Below are 18468 nucleotides of genomic sequence, written 5' to 3' on the forward strand. Positions count from 1 at the left end.
CGGCGCTGCAGGCTGGATGTGTCCGGCAATGGAAAGCCTGTTGCGAAAGGAAACGCGATGCCAGTGAAATGGCTGCAGATGGCTGGGGCGAGCGGAGTGATGCTGGGCGTTGGCGTGGCGGCAACGGCGGGTTGCGGGCCGATGATCGCCAGCGAGCCCAGGGTGAAGGAAGCGCCGGTCGAGGTGTCGGTGATGCTGGCGGAAGCGCAACGTCTGCAGCGCTTGCGCGCGCTAGTAAGCCGCCACGCGATTCAGTGCAATTGCCGGCTGTGTCTGGGCTTCAAGTCCTCAGAGTAAGGATGGCGGAAGAGAACAGGAGTCGAACCTGCCCGGGACCGCTGGCGGCCCCATCTGGTTTTGAAGACCAGCCGCCCCACCGGGGACGCGTCTCTTCCTCTGAGGAATCGCCGTCAAGCGGCGATAGGCGCAGGCGTCGGGATGACGCCAAGCCGCATTATATCGCGGAATCGCGATAAGCCAATTTTATGCCCCATCAATAAAATGCGTTTTACCGCAGTGCATCATGCCATTAGACTGGTGGAGTCGCCGACTGCGTCACCAAGAACGCGCGGCGCCGTTCTGTCTACCGAGAATAAAGGAAATCAGCATGAAGCACTTTCTGTCCCAGTTCATCCAACTTTGTCATGTCGCCGGCCGGCCTGGATTGCGCCGCGGCAAGTAGGACCCGAGCCGGCTGAATCCGGCGCCGGAATACACAGGGCGGCCTTGGGCCGCTTTTTTATTTGCGCCGTTCCGGCGCGGAGGTATCACAGCGGCCAACTGTCCCATCGGACTGGTAGACAGGGGGGCGCATGGTGTTTTGACTAGGGGCTTGATATATTGAACAGATATTTTAATGGCATTTTTGTTCTAGTTAGATTTATTCATTCAAGTTTCTGCAAATTGATACGTTGATGTCATTGCCGGCGCGGGGAACGCCCAGCGGCAATGACCGCGGGACGGGTGTGGCTGGGAGCGTGGCATGGGGAAGAGTTGGAAGACGGGATTGAGCGGCTTGGCGCTGGCGTGTTGCGTCGCGGTGCTTCATGCCGAACCGGGGCCGGTGATTTTGACGGTGTCGGGCAAGATCAGCCAGTTCACCGACAAGGAAAAGAATGTATACGAGTTCCGTGAACAGGATTTGCGGAGCCTGAAGCAGCACTCGGTGGTGACCCGTACCACCTGGACGCCGCAATCGGTGTTCAGCGGCCCACTGATGCGCGACATCCTGGCCAAGGTGGGCGCCAGCGGCCAGAAGGTCAAGCTGCGCGCGCTGAACGACTATGTGTACTGGATAGACAGCCGCGAGTTCTACGACTTCGACGTGGTGCTGGCGCGTTCGGTCAATCACAAGCCGCTGGATGTAGGCAATCGCGGCCCACTGTGGCTGATGTACCCGCTGGACCAGATGCCGGAGGACAAGAAAGGACCGGCGATGGACGCCAAGCTGGTCTGGCAGATCAACCGCCTGGTGGTGTTTTGATGCCGGCCGGCGCGGGATGGACGGGAGCGCGAGATGAGTAAATCGATGCTGTCCGCCTGGAAGGGACTTCCGGCGATCGCGCTGCTGGGCTTTCTGCTGCTGGCGGTGGGCGTCTACATGGCGATAGAACGCTATGTGCCGGCGCGCGGCTTTGAAGGCCGCAGCGAGGACTTGTATTGGTCGGTGGCGCAGATGCAGCTGGAGCTGGAAAAGGCGCGCGCCGATCTGCTGCGGCTGAAGGCGGGGGAGATTTCCGAAGCGCAGGCGCAGCTGCGGCTGGAGGTGGCCAATAGCCGCTTCCTCGATTTCACCACCCCGTCCAAGATGCAGCAGATGCTCAGCCGCGTCGACGGCTTCAAGGGCACCGCCAGCCTGCTGCAGGACTTCTTCGAAGACCAGAACATTCTGCATCCCAGCATCGCTTCCGCGCAGCAGAATATCGACCGCATCGACAGCATACGGCCGTCCCTCGCCGAGTTCGCGGTGCAGGCTCGAGTGACCGAAGTATCCTCGCGCGACGCGCGCAACAAGGACCTGCGCTACAACCAGCAATTGATCGCCTCGCTGTGGTTCGCGCTGGGCGGCATCTGCATGGTGATTTTCGTGCTGCTGTACCGCTACCAGGGCGCGCGCCGCGACGCCGCCTCGCGCCAGCAATTGCTGGAGCAGGAGCGGGCCGCGCACAAGGCCACGGTGAACGCAGAGCTGGACCGCACCACCTTCCTGGCCACGCTGAGTCACGAGATCCGCTCGCCGCTGCAGACCATGCAGGTGTGCGTGGAACTGATAGAGCCGGATATCGACCCGGCGGGCAAGGCCGGCAAGGCGGTAGGGCGGCTGAAAACCTGCATGGCCCACCTGATGACCCAGGTGCGCGACATCATGGACATTTCCGCGATCAAGAATATGCAGTTCCGGCTGCATATCAGCGATGTGGATGTGGCGGCGACGCTGAACGAGGTGATAGACCTGCACCGCGCGCAACTGGACGGCAAGGGCCTGGGCTTGCTGGTGCGCTTGGGTGAATTGCCGCCGGCGGTGAAGCTGGACAGCGGCCGCCTGCGGCAGATCGTCGGCAATCTGTTGACCAACGCCATCCGCTACACCGACAGCGGCACGGTGACGGTGGAGGCCGGCGTGGACGGCGCCGATGGCCGCAATATCCTGGATATCCGGGTGATAGACACCGGCATCGGCGTGCCGGAAGAGTTTCAATCGCGGATCTTCCAGCCCTTCTTCCAAGGCCATGCGCGCCGGGTGGGCAGCAGCGGACTGGGGCTGGCGGTGGTCAAGGAACTGGTGTCGCTGCTGGGCGGCGAGCTGGAACTGAAGAGCGTGGTGGGCGTGGGCTCGGAGTTCATCGTCCGCTTGCCCATCGTGGTGCCGGACCAGGAGCCGGCGCCGGAGCGCTCGGTGCTGGTGGTGGACGACGACAAGAATATCCGCGAGCCGTTTTCCGATTGCCTGCAGATGAACGGCTACGCGGTGTCGACGGCGAGCTCGGTGGCCGAGGCCTGCCAGAAGATCCAGCAGTCCCGCTTCAATGTGGTGCTACTGGACATGCAGCTGGGCAATGAGAGCGGTTACTCGGTGGCGGAGGCCCTGAAGCGCAGCGTGCGTCATCGCGGGGTGAAGATCATCGCGATGACGGCCTACCCGGAAGAGTACGCCGATCCCCGCGCCGACTGGTTCACCGCCAAGCTGGAGAAACCCTTCGATATCAGTCGGCTGCGCGCGGTGCTGGGCCGGGCGCTGGAATAGCGCGCCGGCGCTTCAATCGAATAGCTGCGCCTCGCGCAGCAGATGTTTGTCCCCCAGACGGCGGGTGAAACCGCTGCGGTCGAAATATTCCAATACCTGGATCGCCAATTTGCGGCCGCAACCAAGCTGATCGCGGAAATTGGCGGCGTCGGCGTAGCCGGCCTGCTGGTTCAAGTCGCGTACCACGGCGGCCATGCGCCGGATCGCGGCGCCGGAAAAATAGCGGTCCGGCACCACCGCGTGCACATGACCCAGCCGCGCGGCCTTGCGCAGCAAGGCGCGCGCTTCCTCTTCCTCCACGCCGCCCAGAGCGGCCAAGTCCCGCACCCAGCAAGCCTGCCCGTCGGTGCCGAAGGCGGGCTCCAGCCGCTGCCATAGCACCGCCTCTTGAGGAGTGAAGGCCAGCACATGTTCGGGCAGGTGCAGCCAGCCGCGGGTATTGAGCAACTTTCCCGATGCCAGCAGCTGATCGATCATCAGATTGACCGCGGCCTCGCTTTCCAGTGGCAGCGCCAGCCGGCGCATGCGGCCGCGGCTGGCGCCCAATTGATCCGGTTGCTGGAGATGCAGCGTTTGCAGCCGTTCCAGCAACTGCAATTGCAAGCGTGCCCAGTGTTCCGGCGCATAGGCGTGCTGGCCGGCGATTTGCAAGGGCGCGGCGTCCAATAGCCGCGTCAGTCCGGTTTCGCTCAGCTGGCGGTCCCAGGCCAGTTCCGGCAAGGACAGCGCTTGTCGTTGCAGGCGGAGGCGCAATTGGCCGGCATCATCGCCGGCGGCGGCGTCCAGCGCGCACAGATAGGCCAGCCGCTCAGCGTGGCGCTTGCCGCGCGTCGGCGGCTGCCGCTCCAGCACCACCGCGCCGGCCAGCGTGTGCTGCGCGCCGGCGTCGCGCAGGATCAGCCGGTCGCCGTCGGCCAGGTGCAGCGGACGGTCCAGCGCCAGTTCCGCCAGCCCGGCGTCGCCGGGGTTGAGCTGCGCTTGTTCCAGCAACACGATTCTGCCGGTGCAATGGCTGGCGGCATGGTGGATGTGCACCGGCTGCCAATGGCGCAGCTGCGCATGCGGCGCGGCGGTCAGACGCAGCCGCACGCTGACGCTGGCGGCGGGTGCCGGCGGCGCCGCGGCCAGCAGCCAGTCACCACGCTGGATGTCTTGTTTTTCCGCCTCGCCGCTCAGATTGAGCGCGATGCGCTGGCCGGCCTGGCCTTGGCGCGCCGGCTGGTTCTGCACATGCAGGCCGCGCACGCGCATCGGGACCTCCTTGCCGCTGAGCCATAGCGTATCGCCGACTTCGACGCGGCCGCCCCAGGCGGTGCCGGTCACCACCAGGCCGGCGCCGCCGATGATGAAGGCGCGGTCTATCGCCAGGCGGAAGCGCCGCTCGACGCCGAGGTCGCCGCTGGGCAATTGCAGCAAATGCCGCCGCAAGGCGTCGATGCCGGCGCCGCTGGCGGCGGATACCGGGAATAGGGCCGCCAGCGGCAGCCCGGGCGCGGCCAGCGTTTGCCGCGTTTGCGCGAGCACGCGCTCCAATTGCTCGGCGTCGGCCAGGTCGCACTTGCTGATGGCCACGGTCAGGCTGTCCAGGCGCAGCAGTTGCAGGATGGCCAGGTGCTCCCGGGTCTGCGGCATCACGCCGTCGTCGGCGGCGACCACCAGCAGCGCGTGACGCACGCCGCCGACGCCGGCCAGCATATTGCCGAGGAAGCGCTCATGGCCGGGCACGTCGATGAAGCCGACCATGCCGCCCTCCGGCGTTGGCAGATAGGCATAGCCCAGGTCTATGGTCATGCCGCGCTTTTTCTCTTCCGGCAGGCGGTCGGCATCGGTGCCGGTCAGGGCATGCAGCAGCGAAGTCTTGCCGTGGTCGACGTGTCCGGCGGTGGCGATGATCATGGCGGGAGGAATGGCGCGGGGAAAAGGCCAAGTATCGCCAGAAACGGCGGGTTTGGCCACTTTGGAAGTTTATTGCCGGCTTGCGGCCCGTGCCCGCCGCGTCAATGCGTGGGCGTCGCGCCTGGCAGATAGTGGCCGGCCGGGTCGATATGCGCCAGCACGTCCAGCACCGGGTGGCGTTCCAGCACGCGGTGGCGCGCGGTCTCGGAAATGGCGTGGGCTTGCTCCACATTGATGGAGCCGTCCACTTCCAGGTGCACGTCCACCAGGATCAAGTCCCCCATCTTGCGGGTGCGCAGATCGTGCACGCCGTAAATGCCGGGCGTGCCGAGCAAGGTCTGGCGGATGGCGGCGATGGTGTCGTCGTCGGCGGCGCGGTCCATCAGATCATTCATCGCGTCCCAGCCGAAGCGCCAGCCCATGCGCGTGACCAGCAAGCCCACCAGCAAGGCGGCCACCGGGTCCAGCAGCGGGTAGCCCATCAGGTTGCCGACGATGCCCAAGGCCACCACCAGGGAGGAGGCGGCGTCTGAGCGCGCGTGCCAGGCATTGGCCACCAGCATGCTGGAGCGCACGCGCTTGGCCACGGCCAGCATGTAGCGGAACAAAAGCTCTTTTGCGACCAGCGCCAGCAGCGCGATCCACAAGGCGATGGTGTGCACGGTGGGAATGGTGTCCGGATGGCTGAACTTGCCTGCGGCGGCATAGAGCATGCCCAGGCCCACGCCCAGCAATAGCAGGCCAAGCGCCAGCGAGGCGGCGTTTTCATAGCGGTGATGGCCATACTGGTGGTCGTGGTCCGGCGCCTTGTGGCTGTGCTTGCCGGCCAGCAGCACGACGAAGTCGGCCAGCAGGTCGGACAGCGAGTGCACGCCGTCGGCGATCAGCGCCGAGGAGTGAGCCAGCGCGCCGACCACGATCTGTATGGTGGACAACAGCAGGTTGACGACGACGCTGACCTGCGTGCTGAGGCGGCCGGCGCGGCGTTTTTCGACGCTGCCCTCATCGTGGGCATGATGTATATGGGCCATGGTCGTGACAGCCAAGCAGTGGATGGGAGCTTCTATTATCGCACAAAAGCTATTAAATATAAAAACTGATTGTTTTTATTAATGAGAATGAGAACAAGAATGAGCCTCACAGACCCTGCCATCAGGATGGGTATCCCTTGCGCCGCGCCGCGCTTATGCCACAATCCGGGTTTTGCCGAGAACGGGGAAGCGAATGGCCTTGCTGCTGAAGAGCCTGTTGGGCGCGCTGGCGGTGCTCTTGATCAGCGTGCTGGCCAAGTCCAGGAATTACTACATCGCCGGCCTGGTGCCGCTATTCCCCACTTTTGCGCTGATCGCTCACTATATTGTAGGCGGCGAGCGCGGCGTGGCCGCGCTGAAGGCCACCTTGCTGTTTGGCATGGCCTCCTTGCTGCCTTATTTCATCTATCTGCTGGCGCTGTATTGGCTGGTGGACCGCTGGCGGCTGGGACCGGCGCTGATAGGCGCCGCCGTCTGCTGGACGGCGGCGGCGGCACTGCTGGTGCTGCTATGGTCGCGGCAATGACTCCAGATTGGCGATAAAGCCGGCTTCGCCCTCCAGGCAGCGCAGGTCCAGCCACAGCCGGCCGTCGGTCAGCCGGCCTATCACCGGGCGCGGCAGCGCGCGCAAGGCCTCGGCCAGCTGCTCCAGCGTGCCGCCCTTGCCATCGGCCGGCGCCACCGCCAGCGCCCAACTGGGCAGCCGGTCCACCGGCAGCGAGCCGCTGCCGATCTGCGACAGGCAGGCGGCGTCCTCCACCAGGTAATCCGCGCCCAGCGCCGCGGCCAGCGGCGCGCGCAGCCGTTCGGCGCTGGCGCGCATCGCCGCCTGCGGCCGGCTCAAGCGGCGCAGCGTCGGCAGGGTCTCGAGCAGGCGGTCCGGCTCCAGGTACAGGCGCAGCGTGGCTTCCAGCGCCGCCAGCGTCATCTTGTCGCAGCGCAGCGCGCGCTTCAGCGGGTGCTGCTGAATCTTGTCTATCCATTCGCGCTTGCCGATGATCAGGCCGGCCTGTGGTCCGCCCAGCAGTTTGTCGCCGGAGAAGCTGACCAGATCGACGCCGGCGGCGATCATCTGTTGCGGCATCGGTTCGTGCGGCAGGCCGTAGGCGGCCAGGTCGATCAGCGCGCCGGAGCCCAGATCGGTGGCCACCGGCAGGCCGCGCTCGCGCGCCAGTTCCACCAGTTGTGCCTCGTTCACGCTGCTGGCGAAGCCCTGGATTGCGTAGTTGCTGGTGTGAACCTTGAGCAAGAGGCCGGTCTCGGCGGTGACGGCGTTGCGGTAGTCCTTCAGATGGGTGCGATTGGTGGCGCCCACTTCCACCAGGCGGCAGCCGGCCTGGCGCATCACGTCCGGCATGCGGAAGGCGCCGCCGATTTCCACCATTTCGCCGCGCGACAGGATCACCTCGCGGCCGGCGGCGACGGTGGACAGCATGATCAGCACCGCGGCCGCGTTGTTGTTGACCACGCAGGCGGCTTCGGCGCCGGTCAGCTCGCGCAGCAGTTCGCTGACCGCCTGATCGCGGTGGCCGCGGCCGGCGCCCTGTAGATCGAACTCCAGCGTCGCGGCTTCGCGCATCGCCGCGCTCACCGCGTCCACCGCGGCCTCGGCCATAGGCGCGCGGCCCAGATTGGTGTGCAGCACGGTGCCGGACAGATTGAACACCGGCCGCATCGTCATGCGCTGGCGTTGCGACACCCGGTCGCCGATGGCGGCGGCCAGGCTGTCGTCGCTGTCGGCCCAGGCCGGCAAGGCGTGCTGTTCGCGGATGTATTGGCGCGCCTGCTCCAGCGTCTGGCGCACCGCCTCGGTCAAGGCGGCGTTGCCGTGGCGGCCCAGCAGGCGCGCCAGGCGGTCATGGCCCAGCAGGCGGTCTACCGAGGGCAGGCGGGTGTATAGCGTTTTCAAGTCCATGGCGGTTTCCGGCGCGGCGTCAGATCTCTGCATTTTACCCGCTTACGCTCGAGGACTGCCGGCTGCGTATAATGCGTGGATGCAGACACATCAAACGCCCCCATTCGCCGGCCTGACGCCGGACGCCATCCTGGACGCGGTGGACAGCCTGGGCCTTTACAGCTCCGGCAGCCTGCTGGCGCTGAACAGCTATGAGAACCGGGTTTACCAGATCGGCATCGAGGATGCCGCGCCGCTGGTGGCCAAGTTCTATCGGCCGGAGCGCTGGAGCGATGCGCAGATCCTGGAGGAGCACGCCTTCTCCCTGGCGCTGGCGGAACGGGAAATCCCGGTGGTGCCGCCGCTGGCTTTCAATGGCGCCACCTTGCACCATCACGGCGGTTTCCGCTTCGCGCTGTTCCCGCGCCGCGGCGGCCGGGTGCCGGAGCTGGGCGACGCGCGCACGCTGGAATGGATAGGCCGCTTCCTCGGCCGCATCCACGCGCTGGGGCGGGTGGAGGATTACGCGCAACGTCCGGCGCTGGATGTGAACAGCTTCGGCCGCGAGCCGGCGGAATATCTATTGCAGCACGCGGCCTTGCCGCCGGAGCTACGCGAGGTGTTCCGCGGCGTGCTGGAGCAGGCGCTGGCCGGCGTCGAGCGCGCCTATCAGCGCGCCGGCACGGTGGGCACGTTGCGGCTGCACGGCGATTGCCATGTCGGCAATATGCTGTGGACCGACGACGGCCCGCATTTCGTCGATTTCGACGATAGCCGCATGGGGCCGGCGGTGCAGGATTTGTGGATGCTGCTATCCGGCAGCCGCGAGGAGCAGTCGGCGCAATTGGCGGATGTGCTGGCCGGTTACGAGGATTTCTGCGAGTTCGACCTGCGCGAGCTGCATCTGCTGGAAGCGCTGCGCACCCTGCGCTTGATCCATTACAGCGCCTGGCTGGCGCGGCGCTGGCACGACCCGGCGTTTCCGGCGGCCTTCCCCTGGTTCAACAGCCAGCGTTACTGGGAGGAGCAGATCCTGACGCTGCGCGAGCAGATCGCGCTGCTGGACGAACCGCCGCTGTGGTCGGTCTAAGTCGGGGAGCGGTTGTTCACCCGGCGCTGGCCTCCTTGCTTTGCTGCATTCTTTCCTTGACCCAGGTTTCGAAGTGCGGCGCGTCCATCGGCTTGGCGATGAAATAGCCCTGGCCCATCAGGCAGCCGCGGTTACCCATGAAGTCGAGATCGGTGGTGGTTTCTATGCCTTCCGCCACCGTGGTCAGCTGCATGCGCTGCGCCAGCTCGATCACGCTGTTGAGCACCGCTTCCAGGTGCGGCTTGGTGGACACCGAGGTGACCAGCGACTGGTCTATCTTCAGCTCGGTGAAGGGGAAGCGGGTGAGTTGCTGCAGGGTGGCGAAACCGGTGCCGAAGTCGTCGATGGACAGGCCCAGGCCGCCCAGGCGCAGCCGGGCGGCGATGCCAATGGCTTCGGCCAGGTTGTCGGCGATGGCGGTCTCGGTGACTTCGAAGATGATGAAGCGCGGCGGCACATGGGTGCTGCGCAGCCGGTCCTCGATCTGCTGGGTCAGATCGTCTCCCTTCAGCGACAAGGCGGACAAATTCACCGACAGCGGCAGCCGCAGGCCGCGGCGCGCCCATTCCTGCCATTGTTTCAGCCCTTGATCCAGCATGCTCAGCGTCAGCTCGGTGGCCCAGCCGCTGGCCTCCACCACCGGGATGAAGCGGGCGGGGGAGATGATGCCATGTTCCGGGTGCTTCCAGCGCGCCAGCATTTCCGCGCCCTTGAGCAGGCCGCCGTTGAGGGTGACCTTGGGCTGGTAGTAGGGGATGATTTCCCCCTTGTCCAGCGCTTCGCGCACCTCTACTTCGCTGAACAGCTCGGCGTGATGTTCGTCTTCGCCCTTGGGCGTCCACACCCGCTTGAGCAGGTCCATCAGTTCGGGCTGGCGCAGCGGCTTTTTCAGGCCGCCCAGCACCGGCAGCCCCAGTTCCCGGCCCATCAATTCCACGGTGGAGATCAGCAGGTAATCCTTGCTGGAGGTGACCACCAGCGGCGCGGCCAGGCCTTCCCTGGCCATGTGCTGCATCACTTGCACGCCGTCCAGCTTGGGCATTTCCAGATCCAGCAGGATCAGGCTGGGAAGCTGCTCGCGCATCCGCTCCAGGCCTTCCTCGCCGTTGGCGGCCTGGCGGATCTGCTGCGCGCCCAGGCCTTGGCAGATCTCGCAGCCGTGCTGGCGCTGCAAGGTGCTGTCGTCGATGATCAGGACGTCCTGGATATCCAGTTGCATGGTGTTTCCTCGTTCAACGGCAAATCGCCTTGGCGATGGTGTCCAGCGACATCACTTCGTCGGCGGCGCCCAGGCGGATCGCCTCCTTGGGCATGCCGAACACCACGCAGCTTTCCTCATCCTGGGCGATGGTCTTGGCGCCGCAGTCGTGCATTTCCTTCAAGCCCTTGGCGCCGTCGTCGCCCATGCCGGTCATGATGATGCCCAGCGCGTTCTTGCCGGCGAACTTGGCGGCGGAGCGGAACAGCACGTCCACCGAGGGCTTGTGGCGGCTGACCAGCGGGCCGTCCACCACTTCCACCAGGTAGAAGGCGCCGCTGCGCTTGATCATCATATGCTTGCCGCCGGGGGCGATCAGCGCGCGGCCGGGCAGGATGCGGTCGCCGTTGCTGGCTTCCTTGACCTCGATCTGCGACAGGCTGTCCAGCCGCTCGGCGAAGGAGCGGGTGAATTTTTCCGGCATGTGCTGGACGATGGCGAGGCCGGGGCAGGTGCGCGGCAGCGCGGTGAGCACGGTTTCCAGCGCCTGGGTGCCGCCGGTGGAGGTGCCCACGGCGATGATGCGCTCGGTGGTGGCGAACATATTGCCGCCGGTGGGCGCGGACAGGATGGCGTCGGCGGACAGCTTGGGCCGGGTTTCCAGCGGGTTGGCCGCCGGCGCCGCGCCGGCCAGCGCGGTTCCGCCGGCCGAGGGCATCACCCGCACCCGGTTCATGCGCGCGGCGGCGGCGCTGCGCACCGCGTGCACCAGCTGGCTAGCGCTTTCCTCCAGGAAGCCCTTGACCCCGGCCATGGGCTTGGCGATGACTTCCACCGCGCCGGCCGCCATCGCCTGCACACTGATGTCGGTGCCTTTCTGGGTCAGCGAGGAGCAGATCACCACCGGCGTCGGCCGGCTGGCCATCAGTTGCTTGAGGAAGGTGATGCCGTCCATGCGCGGCATTTCGATGTCCAGCACGATCACGTCCGGCCACTGCTGCTTCATTTTTTCCATCGCGGCGATGGGGTCGGTGGCCACATCCATCACCGTCATGCCGGTGGCCTGGCTGAAAACCTGGCTCAGCACTTGGCGAACCACCGCAGAGTCGTCGACGATCAGCACCTTGATAGTCATGCCCGAGTCCTTGTCTTGTGCGCGGAAATCCTGCTCATGTCCGCATCTTGCGTTTGTTTTACCCACACATCGCCGGTGGCCAGATCGAACATCACCAGCCGCGGGCTGTTGCCGCCCAAATCCTCCGCCTGCACCGATAGCCCGAGTTGCTTGACCAGTTGGTAGGCCATGTCGATATTGCGCGACGGCACATCATGCGGCTGGTCGCGCTCCACGCCGGCCAGCACCGCGGCGCCGCCCACCAGCTTGGCCTGGAATTCCTGCAACGGCAGCCCGGACGCCAGCACCTCGTGCAGCATCAGCAGCATCGCCTCGTCGCCGTAGCGCCCGGACAGCGCGGCCGAGCGGCGATCGGTGCGGCGCGCCAGCAGGTAGTGGCACATGCCGCCTAGCTTGGCCTTGGGATGCCACAGCGTGATGGAGACGCAAGAGCCGAGCAGGGTGCGGACCTTGTGGTGTTTGTCGCCGAAGTACCAATCGCCGGGGTGCAGGAATATTTCATTGTCTTGTTTTGTCATTTCCTGGGTCCTTGTGCCGGAGAGTCAGCCAGACGACCGCTTCGTTCGTTTCAATGTAGAACAGTTGCCGCGTCGTTTCAGGGCGGATTCGGCGCGCCGGCGTCCGGCCGTTCGATGGCGAAGTAGGCGATTTGCCGCCGCAGCCGCTCCGCCTGCTTGTCCACTTCGGCGGCGGTGGCCGCCAGCGCCTCGCTGCTGGAGGTGTTGCGCTGGGACACGGAGCCCAGGCTGCCCATCGTGTCGCTGACCTGGGCCACGCCGCGCGCCTGTTCCTGGCTGGCGGAGCTGATGCCGGCCACCAGTTCCGCCGTGGCCGCGCTGCGTTCCAGGATGCCGCACAGCGCGCGCGCCGCCTGGCTGGCCTCGCGCTGGCCGTGGCGGGTCAAGTCGCCGATGTCGCGGGCGGCGTGCTGGCTGCGCTCGGCCAGCTTGCGCACATCGCCGGCCACCACGGCGAAGCCGCGGCCGTGCGGCCCGGCGGTGGCGGCTTCGATGGCGGCGTTGAGCGCCAGCAGATTGGTCTGGTAGGCGATGTCCTCGACGATTTGAATGCGGGCGGAGATCTGCTCCAGCGCCTGCTCCAGGGTCTGCACCGCCTGCTTGCCGTCGGCCACCTGGCTCGCTGCCTGATGAGCGGCGGCATTGGTCTGCTCCGCCTGCGCCAGATTGCGCTGGCTGACCGCGTTCATCTGGGCGCAGCCATTGGCGGTGGTATCGACGCTGAGCGCGGCCTCCCAGCTGTTTTGCGCCAGCGCTTCGGCGGTGGCGCGGATTTCGCGCGCGCTGTCGGCCAATTGACCGGCGCTGTGGCTCACTTCGTGAAGGATGGCGCTCAGGTGGCGGCAGCTGTGGCGTAGGATGCCGTCCACGCTGCGGCGCGCGCCCGGCGCCGGTTCGCTTTCTTGCCATAGCCGGCCGGCGGCCATGTCGCGCATGCGCTGCGCCAGCGCTTCCGGTTCCGCGCCCAGCACGCGCCATAGCTGGCGGTGTATCGCCCAGGCCAGCAGCAGTCCGCTCAGCAGGCAGCCGCCGGCGAGCGCGCGCAGCAGCGCCGTCAGTTCCCGGCAGCGTTGTTCCGCGCGCTGCGCCGCCTGCTGTCGCAGCGCGTGGGTTTCGGTCTGCAGTTGGCGCAAGGCGGCGAGGAAGTCCGGCGTGGCGCGGCCCAGCACCTTGCGCGCCTCGTATTTCTGGTTGGCGGAGGCCAGGCGCATCGCCAGGTCCAGTTGGACGAAGGCTTCGACGCGACGGTTTTGCAGCCGCCGCAACGCCTGTTGCAGCCCGGCCCGGCCCGGCGCCTGCTGCCGCGCGATGCCGTCGGCCAGCCGCTGTTCCAGTTCCAGATAGCGTCCGCGCGCGCTCTGGTAGCGCTCGCGCCAGGCGTCGATGTCGCGGCGGGTGGAGACGATGATCAAGGAACGGTAGCCGATGCGCATTTCCTGGATTTGGCCGTACATCCGGTCGCTGATCCGCGCGTGACGGCCATAGACCTGGGTGATGTCGTCCAGTTGGCGGTGATATGCCTCCAGCCCGTACAGGCCGGCGCCGATCAGGCTCAGCAACAGCAGCAGCAGCATGCCGAAGCCCAGCTTCAGTTGCCGCGACACGGTCAGGCCGAAGGAGGGCTGCGCGTGAGGGGAGGACATTGCGGCTCAGGCCTTTTCCGGCAGGCTCTCGACGGCGGCTTCCTGCTGGCCCAGGCTGGAGATCAGCGCCATTTCATCGACGGACAGCACTTTGTTGACGTTGAGCAGCACGATGAAATGGCTGTCCAGCTTGGCCATGCCGGCGATGAAATCGACGCGGATCTTGCTGCCGAATTGCGGCGGCGGTTCGATGTCGGCGTCGGGGATGGCCAGTACTTCGTGCACCGCGTCCACCAGGATGCCGATCAGCTGCAATTGTTCCTCGCCCTCCACCTCGATGATGACGACGCAGGTGCGGCGGTTGATTTCGGTTTCGCCGCGCGCGAAGCGCAGCGACAGATCGATCACCGGCACCACCGAGCCGCGCAGATTCATCACGCCGCGGATGAAGGGCGGCATCAGCGGCACATGGGTGGGTTTCAGGTATTCCAGGATTTCGCGTATCGCCAGGATGCCGATGGCGAACACGTCGTCGCCCAGCTGGAAGGTCAGGTATTGGCTGACGTCGGCCTGCGGCTCGGCGCTGTGCTCGTGCTTGCGCTGCAAATGGAGCGGTTTCATGGCGGGCTCCGGTTCAGAAGCGGATGAAGTCAGACTCTTCCGCCAGCGGCGCGTGCAGCGGCGCGGGGAAGTGGCTGGATTCGTGCCGCGCGCGCTGGCGCGGCGCCGGGCGGAAGTCCTCGTTGGCGCTCAGCTGGAAGTAGCCCATCAGCTCATGCAGGTGTTCGGCCTGATCGTTCATCTCCTCGGCGGTGGAGGCCAGCTCTTCGCTGGCGGAGGCGTTTTGCTGGGTGGTCAGGCTCAGTTGCTGGATGGCGGAATTGATCTGGCTGACGCCGCTGGCCTGCTCGTTGGAGGCGGCGGCGATTTCCTGCACCAGGTCGGCGGTGCGGCTGCTGGAGCGCACGATTTCTTCCAGGAACTGGCCGGCCTGTTCCGCCAGCTTGACGCTGCTGCCGGCCACGCCGCTGATTTCCTGGGCGGCGATCTGGCTGCGTTCGGCCAGTTTGCGCACCTCGGCCGCCACCACGGCGAAGCCCTTGCCGTGCTCGCCGGCGCGCGCGGCTTCGATGGCGGCGTTGAGCGCCAGCAGATTGGTCTGGTAGGCGATGTCGTCGACGATGCCGATCTTGTCGGCGATCTGGCGCATCGCGTCCACGGTGCGGCGCACCGCCTCGCCGCCTTCGGCCGCTTCGCGCGAGGCCTTGGTGGCGATGCTTTCGGTAACGCGGGCATTGTCGTTGGTCTGGCTGATGGAGGAGGACATCTCTTCCACCGAGGCCGAGGTTTCCTCAATGCCGGCCGCCTGTTCGCTGGCGGCCTGGGATAGTGATTGCGAGGTGGAGTTGATCTGCTGCGCGGCGCTGGACAAGGCTTCGGAGCCGCTCTTGACCTCGGCGATGATGGTGCGCAGCCGTTCTATGGTGGCGGCGATGGCGGCGCACAAGCTGGTCTGATCGCCCGGACGCAGCCGGATCTCGGTGTCCAGCTTGCCGTCGGCCACCTGGCGCATCACTTCGGATACATAGTGAGGTTCTCCGCCCAGGGTGCGCAGCAGATTGCGGGTGATCAAGGTGGCCAGGCCGGCGCTGATGACGACGGCGAACAACGAGAGGCCTATCATCACCCAGTGCGCCTGTTGATAACTGCCGTTGGCGTCGGCGGCGAGTTGGTCGTTGAGTTTGTCTTCCAGGTCGGCCAGCGCGTTCAATTGCAGATTGAACGCCTGCATCTGCGGCGCGATTTCGTTCTGCATGATTTTCTTGGCGTCTTCCTGGCGGCCCTGGTTGGCCAGGTCCACCGCCTTGTCCACCTGTCCCAGGGTGGCGGGGCGCATGTTCTGGATGCGGCCCAGCAATTCCAGCTCCTGCGGGGTGTTGTTGTCAGCCTGGCGGAAGATATCGGCCAGCTTTTTCTCGCGTTCCATATAGGTTTGCTTGGAGGCTTGATAGGCTTGCAGCGCCGCGCTGATGTCGGACGGCCCTTCCGCCAGCATCACATTGCGGTAGGCGATGCGGATGTCCTGGTTGTCGCTGACCAGCAGCCGCGCTTGCCGGCTTTCCTGGTTGTTGAACGTGGTGATGTTGCGCAGGGCGCTGTTGCTGACTTCCAGGCCGTACAGTGCGCAGCTGACGCAGATCAGCATCAGCACGATGATCAGGCCGAAGCCCAGGCCGAGCTTCTGCGCTATGGTCATGCCGTTTTTCGATTGGCTCATTGGGCGCTCCTATCCGTTTTCGCCGCCGGGTTGCTAGTGCCAGGTTCCCATTCCCGAGCGAGCGAGGGCAGGGTGTAGCGTTCCGCCTCTTTTTGGGTGGCATGGTGGATCAAGGCGGGCACGTCGAGAATCAGCGCGACTTCGCCGGTGCCCAGAATGGTGGAGCCGCTGATGGCCTTCAAATGGCGGAACAGGCTGCCCAGCGGCTTGATCACGGTCTGGAATTCCCCCAGCAGCGCGTCCACCACCAGGCCGGCCTTGCGCTCGCCGTAGTGGACCACCACCACGTTGCGGCGCTTGGCCGCGACGGCGGGCAAGTCCAGGAAGTTGTCCAGCCGCAGCAGCGGCAACAGCTCGCCGCGCAGGTTCAGGCAGTCGTGCACGCTGTCCCTGTCCAGCGCGGCCGGCAGTTCTATGCATTCGATCACCGCTTCCAGCGGCACCACGAAGGTGGCGGCGCCCACTTCCACCAGGAAGCCGTCGATGATGGCCAGGGTCAGCGGCAGCCGGATGCGGAAGGTGGTGCCCAGGCCGAGTTCGGATTCGATGTCTATGGTGCCGCGCAACTGCTCTATGCTTTTTCTCACCACATCCATGCCCACGCCGCGGCCGGAGATGCTGGTCACCTGGTCCGCGGTGGAGAAGCCGGCCTCGAAGATCAGCCGGAACACATCCTGCTCCGGCAGCGCCATGTCGGCCGGCAGCAGGCCGCGCTCCACCGCCTTGGCCAGAATGCGCGCCTGGTTGAGCCCGCCGCCGTCGTCGGCCACTTCGATGACGATGCTGCCGGATTCGTGGTAGGCGTTGAGCCAGACATGGCCTTCGGCCGGCTTGCCGGCGGCCAGCCGTTGCGCGGTGGTTTCGATGCCGTGGTCGATGGCGTTGCGCACGATGTGCATCAGCGGATCGCCCAGCTTTTCCACCATGGATTTGTCCAGCTCGGTTTCCGCGCCGGAGATATGCAGCTGGATGTCCTTGCCCAGTTCGCGCGAGACATCGCGCGCCACGCGCGGGAAGCGGCTGAAGATTTCGCCTATCTGTATCATGCGCATCGACAGCGTGCCGGCGCGGATCTGTTCGATCAGATTGGCGATGGCCTGGGTGGATTCCACCAGCGCGCTTTGTTGCGAGCGGCGCGCCACCAGATTGGCGGCGGCGCCGGCGATCACCAGCTCGCCGATCAGATTGATCAGGCTATCCAGCTTGCCGGCTTCCACCTTGATGAACTTGCTTTCCGCCTGTTTGGCGCTCTTGGCTTCGCCGCCGCCCTTGGCGCGGCCGGGCGCGGCTTCCGTTGGCTGGGCGGGTTCGGATGATGTCGCGTTCGCTTCCGGTTCCGGCATTGCCGTCTCGGCCGGCGTGTCGGCATCGGCGTAGGTCCAGGCCGTGTCCGCGTCGACGCCGACGGCAGCCGTCGGCGCATCGGCATCCAGTCCAAGGCGCAGCCATACCGCGCGCACCGCGGCGGCCTCGGCCGCGTCGGCGCTGGCCAGCGCCGCGGCCTGCTGCGCCGGCGTGGCCGGCCATGGCCAGATGTGGACTTCGCTGTCTTCGCGGGCGAACTCGAACACATCGGCCAGGGTTTGTTGTTCCGCCGGGCTGCGGTAGCGCGCCTCCAGGCGCAGGTAATTGGTTTCCGGATTGAAGTCCGCGCCAGCCGGTAATTGGGTGGCCACCGCCTCGATCTGTTCGATTTCGCCTATGGTGGCGAGGTAGCGGATGAAGGAGGAGGGGTCCATGCCGTTGCGCAGCATGTCCGGGCCGAAGCGCAGCGACAGCAGCCATAGCCCGGACCTGGGCTCATCGGGCTCAGGCTCGGCCGGCATGGCGGGTTCCGCCGCCGCGGGCGGCGCGGCGGCTTCCGGCTCCGGAGCCGCGCCGGTTTGGGTATAGGCGGCCAGCTCGGCCAGCAGCTCGGGCTGGGCGAAGCGGTCCAGGCTGTCCTTGGCCGCCAGCGCGGCCAGCATTTCCTTGACGTGATCGTGACAGCGCAGCAGCAGGCCGGTCAGCATATCGTCCAGGCGCAGCTTGCCGTCGCGCAGCTGGTCCAGCGCGTTTTCCACTTCATGGGTGAAGGCGACGATGATGTCGAGGCCGAACAAGCCGGCCGAGCCCTTGATGGTGTGCATCGCGCGGAACAGCGCGTTCAGCTGTTCGCTGGTGGTGTTGTCCGCTTCCACGTCCAGCAGGATGCGTTCCATCTCGCCCAGCAGCTCGTTGGACTCCTCGAAGAAGGTTTGCAGCGCCAGTTCAAGATCCATGCGCCAGTTCCTCCAGCGGCAACATCGCTTGCAAGCCGATCAGGCGGATGAAGTCCTGCACCGGCTGGCTGGGCGCGATGAATTGCAGCGCGACGCCGCGCGCGCCGGCTTCGCCGCGCAGCCAGATCAGCACCTGGGCGATGGCGCAGTCCAGTTCGCTGACGCAGGACAGTTCCAGCTGGATGGCGGTGTGCTTGCCCAGCGCCTCGGCCAACTGCTGGTGCAGTTCCGCCGCCTGGTAAATGGTCTGTTCGCCGCTCAGCGTCAACTGGAACGGCGTGGTGGACAGCGCGGCGGGCGCGCTGTGCTGGGCGTCTGATTTTTTGCGGGCGCGCGCCAT

16 protein-coding genes and 1 tRNA gene are annotated in these 18468 nt (G+C 66.0%); 5 read left to right on the plus strand and 12 right to left on the minus strand.

Features of this window, described 5'->3' with window-relative positions:
* Positions 1-57 precede the first annotated feature (57 nt).
* Positions 58-297 (plus strand): hypothetical protein, encoded by a 240-nt coding sequence (locus tag ACE3QM_RS03115; protein WP_374420138.1) that lies wholly within the window; start codon positions 58-60, stop codon positions 295-297.
* Between the two features lie 3 nt (positions 298-300).
* Here ACE3QM_RS03115 and ACE3QM_RS03120 read toward each other — a convergent pair.
* Positions 301-395: transfer RNA gene (locus tag ACE3QM_RS03120), tRNA-Sec, on the minus strand.
* 587 nt (positions 396-982) lie between these two features.
* Between ACE3QM_RS03120 and ACE3QM_RS03125 the strand changes: the two genes are divergently transcribed.
* Both ACE3QM_RS03125 and ACE3QM_RS03130 read left to right on the plus strand, forming a co-directional pair.
* Positions 983-1483 carry an oxidoreductase gene (locus ACE3QM_RS03125; protein WP_156183830.1) on the plus strand — a complete coding sequence of 167 codons (501 nt, stop codon included), beginning with the start codon at positions 983-985 and terminating at the stop codon, positions 1481-1483.
* A gap of 33 nt (positions 1484-1516) precedes the next feature.
* A complete protein-coding gene (locus tag ACE3QM_RS03130) occupies positions 1517-3244 on the plus strand; it encodes a hybrid sensor histidine kinase/response regulator (protein ID WP_374420141.1) in 1728 nt (575 codons plus the stop codon).
* 12 nt (positions 3245-3256) lie between these two features.
* Here ACE3QM_RS03130 and selB read toward each other — a convergent pair whose 3' ends face one another.
* Both selB and ACE3QM_RS03140 read right to left on the minus strand, forming a co-directional pair.
* Entirely contained in the window at positions 3257-5140 is a 1884-nt protein-coding gene (gene selB, locus ACE3QM_RS03135) for a selenocysteine-specific translation elongation factor (RefSeq protein WP_374420144.1), read from the minus strand.
* 101 nt (positions 5141-5241) lie between these two features.
* Entirely contained in the window at positions 5242-6171 is a 930-nt protein-coding gene (locus ACE3QM_RS03140) for a cation diffusion facilitator family transporter (protein ID WP_048409626.1), read from the minus strand.
* A 193-nt stretch (positions 6172-6364) separates the two neighbouring features.
* Between ACE3QM_RS03140 and ACE3QM_RS03145 the strand changes: the two genes are divergently transcribed.
* A complete protein-coding gene (locus ACE3QM_RS03145; protein WP_048409627.1) occupies positions 6365-6697 on the plus strand; it encodes a GlpM family protein in 333 nt (110 codons plus the stop codon).
* Here the strand turns inward: ACE3QM_RS03145 and selA are convergent.
* A complete protein-coding gene (selA, locus tag ACE3QM_RS03150) occupies positions 6680-8119 on the minus strand; it encodes an L-seryl-tRNA(Sec) selenium transferase (RefSeq protein ID WP_374420147.1) in 1440 nt (479 codons plus the stop codon). The two genes, ACE3QM_RS03145 and selA, sit on opposite strands and share 18 nt — an antisense overlap.
* A 46-nt stretch (positions 8120-8165) precedes the next feature.
* On the opposite strand from selA, the gene ACE3QM_RS03155 reads away from it, so the two are divergent.
* The gene (locus tag ACE3QM_RS03155; protein ID WP_374420149.1) at positions 8166-9155 is read left to right on the plus strand and encodes a serine/threonine protein kinase; all 990 of its coding nucleotides are present in this window, start codon (positions 8166-8168) and stop codon (positions 9153-9155) included.
* 16 nt (positions 9156-9171) lie between these two features.
* Here ACE3QM_RS03155 and ACE3QM_RS03160 read toward each other — a convergent pair whose 3' ends face one another.
* The 8 genes from ACE3QM_RS03160 to ACE3QM_RS03195 all read right to left on the minus strand — a co-directional run bounded on the left by ACE3QM_RS03160 (position 9172) and on the right by ACE3QM_RS03195 (position 18468).
* A complete protein-coding gene (locus tag ACE3QM_RS03160; protein WP_048409631.1) occupies positions 9172-10374 on the minus strand; it encodes an EAL domain-containing protein in 1203 nt (400 codons plus the stop codon).
* A 13-nt stretch (positions 10375-10387) separates the two neighbouring features.
* Complete coding sequence (locus ACE3QM_RS03165; protein WP_048409632.1) at positions 10388-11488, minus strand: chemotaxis response regulator protein-glutamate methylesterase; 1101 nt, start codon at positions 11486-11488, stop codon at positions 10388-10390.
* Complete coding sequence (locus tag ACE3QM_RS03170) at positions 11485-12006, minus strand: chemotaxis protein CheD (RefSeq protein WP_374420153.1); 522 nt, start codon at positions 12004-12006, stop codon at positions 11485-11487. Before ACE3QM_RS03170 ends, ACE3QM_RS03165 begins: the two co-directional genes overlap by 4 nt.
* A gap of 77 nt (positions 12007-12083) precedes the next feature.
* Positions 12084-13649, minus strand: a complete 1566-nt coding sequence (locus tag ACE3QM_RS03175; RefSeq protein ID WP_374420155.1) for a methyl-accepting chemotaxis protein — start codon at positions 13647-13649, stop codon at positions 12084-12086.
* Between the two features lie 6 nt (positions 13650-13655).
* A complete protein-coding gene (locus tag ACE3QM_RS03180; protein WP_374420157.1) occupies positions 13656-14210 on the minus strand; it encodes a chemotaxis protein CheW in 555 nt (184 codons plus the stop codon).
* Between the two features lie 13 nt (positions 14211-14223).
* Positions 14224-15867: a methyl-accepting chemotaxis protein gene (locus ACE3QM_RS03185; RefSeq protein ID WP_374420159.1), complete on the minus strand. Its 1644-nt coding sequence runs from the start codon at positions 15865-15867 to the stop codon at positions 14224-14226.
* Entirely contained in the window at positions 15864-18128 is a 2265-nt protein-coding gene (locus ACE3QM_RS03190; RefSeq protein WP_374420163.1) for a chemotaxis protein CheA, read from the minus strand. Before ACE3QM_RS03190 ends, ACE3QM_RS03185 begins: the two co-directional genes overlap by 4 nt.
* The gene (locus tag ACE3QM_RS03195; protein WP_374420167.1) at positions 18118-18468 is read right to left on the minus strand and encodes an STAS domain-containing protein; all 351 of its coding nucleotides are present in this window, start codon (positions 18466-18468) and stop codon (positions 18118-18120) included. Before ACE3QM_RS03195 ends, ACE3QM_RS03190 begins: the two co-directional genes overlap by 11 nt.

It is taken from the genome of Chromobacterium sp., from assembly GCF_041912965.1.
Lineage (GTDB): Bacteria > Pseudomonadota > Gammaproteobacteria > Burkholderiales > Chromobacteriaceae > Chromobacterium > Chromobacterium aquaticum.